The organism is Bradyrhizobium sp. (assembly GCF_049586575.1).
Lineage (GTDB): Bacteria > Pseudomonadota > Alphaproteobacteria > Rhizobiales > Xanthobacteraceae > Bradyrhizobium.
This window is the reverse complement of sequence record NZ_JBAVCF010000470.1, coordinates 1-5,317: the sequence shown is the minus strand read 5'-3', so window position 1 is coordinate 5,317 and position 5,317 is coordinate 1. Positions and strand designations below refer to the sequence as shown.

Sequence of the window (5,317 nt, the reverse complement as noted above, 5' to 3'; positions counted from 1 at the left end):
AATCAAGCTATTGCAACGTCGTCGGCATCATCAACAAGCGGACAAGCACGCAGGATCCCGATCATTTCACCTACGGCATCGGGTTCGCGCTCAATCTTCCCAATACCTGGCATGGCCGCTTTGAAATGGTGGGCGGAGGCGGCACGGATGGCAGCCTCAATGCCGACCCGCAAGGGGCCGCCGGCGTCGAGCTTACTCAAGGCTGGGCCGTGGCGGCCGACGACGGCGGACACGAAGACAGAGCGACCAACGCAGTCGGCGGATACCAGGACGACGATGCCAACGCCGGCGGCTCGCAGCATTTCGCCGTCGACGAGCAGGCGCGCATCGACTACGGCTACAATGGAATTGAACAGACCACGACGATTTCGAAGAAGATCATTGCCGAATATTACGGTCTTGAGGCGGTCTACTCCTACATCATGGGTTGTTCGAACGGCGGCCGGGATGCGATGGTCGCATCGCAGAGATCTCCCTGGTTGTTCGACGGTGTCGTGGCGCAAAACCCCGGCTTCAACCTGCCGCAAGCCGCAATTGCAGAAGCGTGGAACGAGCAGGCGCTCGCCCCGCTGGCAACGACACAGGACGTCAACGGGCAGCCCTTCATCCCCGCGACATTTCCGTCCCAGGACCTTGAGGTCGCATCGGCTGCGATCCTGAGCGCCTGTGACGCTCTCGACGGACTGGTCGACGGAATCGTCGATAACTACCGCGCCTGCACAAACAAGAAGGTATTCCCCGCGTTGGCCGCATTTACTTGCGGAACGGGCACACACGGGAGCACGCCTCACGGCGGCACCTGCCTGACTAGCCCCCAGGTGGATGCACTCAAGAAGATCTACGCCGGGCCGGTCAATTCAAAGGGCCAGCGCCTCTATTCGAACTGGTTCTGGGATGCCGGAATCTGGGATCCTCCGTCGGCACCGGGCCTGGGCTGGGCCGCCTGGAACGTGGTGACGGCGCCCGTACCAGGCGTCAACACCGCTGCCAACCTGACACTTGGCGGCGGCGCGCTTCCAATGGTCTTCACGACGCCGCCGGTCGTCACGCCTGTTGCCGGACCGACAGGGCAGGAAGCCTTCGTTTTTCACTACAGCTTTGACGTGGATGCGCCGAAGATTTTTGCCGAGACAAAGGCCTACCCCGAGAGCGCAATGGACTTCATGGCCGCAGTTTCGACCGACCTGCAGCCGTTCAGGCATCGTGGGGGCAGGCTGATCGTCTCGGCCTCCGTCAATGACGGTATCTTCTCGGGAGCGTCCATCGCGCGCTGGTATCGAGACATGAGCAGGCACATGGACGGCGACGCGAGCGACTTCGCCAGGCTTTTCATGGTGCCAAACATGGCTCATTGCGGCGGTGGTCCCGCGACAAGCGACTTTGCGGTGAACGAGCTCGACGCGATCACGGCATGGGTCGAGAACGGTCATGCACCGGACCGAATAGTGGCGGCAAACCACAACACCAGCTCGCCGTTCCCATCAACCGGTGGACTGTTCGATCCGCAGATTGCAATGCATTTTCCCGCCGGTGGCACCCGGCCTCTGTGCGCTTTTCCGAAAATTCCGAAGTACAAGGGAACCGGCATGACCAACGACGCTGCGAATTTCCTTTGCATCGATCCCGACGCAGATCATGATCACGACGATCATGATGATGCGCTGAACTAGGGCGGCGGGTTCGGAATCCGCTGTCATACGTCACTGCATTCTCGACGACAGCTGCGCGCAGGCTTCTTGCGCGCAGCTGTTGCAGTGGACTTTCGTCTCCTGCCTGCTGCAGCAAGCAAACTTCGCCGTAGCCCGCCTCTATCGGCAGCTTCCAGCCGTCTTGCGTTCTTCGGTGCAAACGCTCCAGCGCGGTTTCGACGGTAGCGCGGCTATTCCGCGGCGCGTTCGATGTCACTCCCTGCTCCGGAGTCATCCGGTCTCCTGCTCCGGGTCCAGCGCGACAGCGCGTTGGAGAGCGTATCGAGATAGAGATAGACCACCGGCGTCGTGAACAGCGTCAGGGCCTGGCTGACGACCAGGCCGCCGACCATGGCGTAGCCAAGGGGCTGGCGGATCTCCGATCCAGTTCCGGTGCCGAGCATCAACGGTACGCCGCCGAGCAGTGCCGCCATCGTGGTCATCATGATGGGCCGGAAGCGCAGAATGGCGGCCTTCCGGATCGACTGCTGCGGTGTGAGATGCTCGTCCCGTTCCGCGGCAATCGCGAAGTCGACCATCATGATGCCGTTCTTCTTGACGATGCCGATCAACAGAATGATTCCGACGAGAGCAATAAGGCTGAAATCGAAGCCGAAGACCATCAGGATCACCAGCGCGCCGACGCCGGCCGACGGCAGCGTCGAAAGAATCGTCAGCGGATGGATGTAACTCTCATAGAGTATGCCAAGGATCAGATAGACCACCACCAATGCAGCGACGATCAGGAGCGGCACCGTGCCGAGCGACTGCTGGAATGCCTGCGCCGTTCCCTGGAAGCTCGAGCTCAGCCTCGCCGGCGCGCCCATTGTGGCCATCGCGGCCTGCACGGCGCCGGTCGCTTGTCCGAGCGCGACCCCTGGGCCGAGATTGAAGCTGATGGTGACGGCGGGAAACTGTCCCTGGTGGGCGATGGCCAGCGGTCGCACGGGCACGTTGGTCCATTCGCAGAAGACCGATAGCGGCACCTCCGCATTGCTGGTCGGGGAACGGATATAGATTTTGTCCAGCGTGTCGATCCTGCCCTGCAGCTCGGGCAGGATTTCCTCGATCACGTGATAGCTGTTGAGCTGGGTGAAATATTGCGTGACCTGGCGCTGGCCGAACGCGTCGTAGAGCGTGTCATCAATCAGCTGCGGGCTGATGCCGTAGCGCGCCGCGGTGTCGCGATTGATTTTCAATTGCAGGGTCGTTCCCTCGGTCTGCTGGTCGGTTGCGACGTCGCGCAATTCCGGCAGGGTTTTCATCCTGGCCAGGATTTTCGGCGCCCACTCGTTCAACTCGTCGAGGTTGGCGTCCTGTAGAGTGAATTCGAACTGCGTTCGCGTGGCGCGGCCGCCGAGGCGCACGTCTTGCGAGGCCTGCATATAGAGTGTTGCTCCCTCGACCTTCGCAAGCTTCGGCCTTAGCCGCGCAATGATGTGTGCGGCGTCGGCGTCACGCTCGTCGTGCGGCTTCAGCGTGATGTACAATCGTCCCGAATTGAGCGCCGTGCCGCCGCCGCCGATGAACATCGCTATGCTTTCGACAGCGGGGTCGGCTTGAACGATACTGTTGAGCTCCTCCTGGTGCTGCTTCATTGCCTCAAAGGAGATATCCTGCGAAGCTTCGGAAACCCCGGTCAAAAAGCCATTGTCCTGCTGCGGAAAAAAGCCCTTCGGAATGATCGTGAAGAGGTAGACGGAAAGCCCGACGGTGATGAAGAAGATGACAAGCGTTGTCTTGCTCCAATCGAGGGCGAGATCGAGGCCACGCTCGTAGGAGCGCAGCATCCGATCGAACAGCCGCTCGCTCCATTGGTAGAACCGCCCGTGACGGGTCTCGCTGTTGGCGCGCAGAAAGCGCGAGGCCATCATCGGCGTCAGCGTCAGCGACACCATCATCGACACGAAGATGGCCATCGCCAGCGTCACCGCGAATTCGCGGAACAGCCGGCCGATGACGCCCCCCATCAGAAGCAGCGGGATCAGGACCGCGACCAGCGACACGCTGATCGAGACGATGGTGAAGCCGATCTCGCTTGCGCCCTTGAAGGCCGCCGCGCGCGGCTTTTCACCATGCTCGACGTAGCGGGTGATGTTCTCCAGCATGACGATGGCGTCGTCGACCACGAAACCGACCGCAATCGTCAGTGCCATCAGCGACAAATTGTCGAGCGTATAGCCGAACACCCACATCAGCGCGCAGGCGCCGAGCAGCGCCAGGGGCACGGTGACTGCGGGAATTACGGTCGCCCAGAAGCTGCGGAGGAAGACGAAGATCACCATGATCACCAGGAAGATCGTGATCAGGAGCGTGATCTGCACGTCTTCGACCGCGGCTCGGATCGTCAGCGTGCGGTCGCTGATGATCTTGATCTTGATCGCGGGCGGAATCGCCGCCACCAGGCGCGGCAGCTGCGCCTTGATCTTGTCGACGGTGTCGATGACGTTGGCGCCGGGCTGCTTGAAGATGACGAGGAACACGCCGCGCTTGCCGTCCGCCCAGGCAGCCTGCTTCATGTCCTCGGGCGCCGCGACGGCCCGGCCAATATCGCGAATCCGCAGCGGCCCGCCGTTGCGGTACGCGATGATGACGTCGTTCCACTTGTCGGCGTCGAGCATCTGGTCGTTGGCGTAGATCGTATAGGCCCGCTTCGGTCCGTCGATATTGCCCTTCGGGCTATCGACGGTATTGGCCGCGATCTGGTTGCGCACGTCCTCGAGCGACAGGCCCTTCGCGACCAGTTTGGCGGGGTCGACCTGGATCCGGATCGACGGCTTCTGCTGACCGCCGATGTACACTTGTGCCACCCCCGAGATCTGGCTGATCTGCTGTCCGAGCTGGATGTCGATCGCGTCGCTCAGGCGGATCAACGGCACCGTGTCCGAGGTCGCCGACAGCAGCATGATCGGCGAGTCGGCCGGATTGACCTTGCGATAGGTTGGGGGCGAAGGCAGATTCTTGGGCAGCTGACCGCTCGCGGCATTGATCGCGCCAAGGATGTCGTTGGCAGCGGCGTCGATGCTGCGGTTGAGGTCGAACTGGATCGTAACCGCGGTCGACCCGAGCGAGCTGGTCGAGGTCATTTGCGCGATGCCGGGTATCTGCGCCAGCTGCCGTTCCAGCGGCTGCGCCACCGACGAGGCCATGGTTTCAGGGCTCGCGCCGGGCAGCGTCGCGTTGACCTGGATAGTCGGGAAGTCGACCTGCGGCAGCGGCGCGACAGGGAGCAGGGGGTAGGACACCAGACCGATGAACAGGATGCCCGCCATCAGCAACGAAGTGCCGATCGGAAAGCGGATAAAGGGTGCCGAGATGCTTTCGATCATGCCCAGACCTCGCAAGGGCCGGCGCATCTCTTCAAGCCGGGAGTCGTGCCCGCGGCGCTCGAACGTCCGCTTCCTCGATCCTGCCCGGCGGTTCGCCGAGGGTGAAATCCGAGACCGTTTTGTGGCCGGCAGCATACCGATTCCGGGGCAGCTTGCGACCTGAAACGCCGGTGTCGCCATTCAACCTTCGTCAGGGGCGGGTTCTATGCGTCCAAAGCGATTGCCGAGCGTTGGGCGGTCGCCTAGCCACCATGACGTCGGCTCGCGGTGGAGAAGCGGCCTCGGATTAATACCCGAGGC

General features: G+C 62.1%; 2 protein-coding genes. One reads left to right on the top strand and one right to left on the bottom strand.

The window, feature by feature from the left end:
* Positions 1–1,670, top strand: a 1,670-nt coding sequence (locus WB528_RS18215; protein ID WP_423889788.1) for a tannase/feruloyl esterase family alpha/beta hydrolase, incomplete at its 5' end; no start/stop codon positions are given.
* A 209-nt stretch (positions 1,671–1,879) separates the two neighbouring features.
* Here WB528_RS18215 and WB528_RS18210 read toward each other — a convergent pair.
* Entirely contained in the window at positions 1,880–5,017 is a 3,138-nt protein-coding gene (locus WB528_RS18210; RefSeq protein WP_423889787.1) for an efflux RND transporter permease subunit, read from the bottom strand.
* Positions 5,018–5,317: the final 300 nt, after the last annotated feature.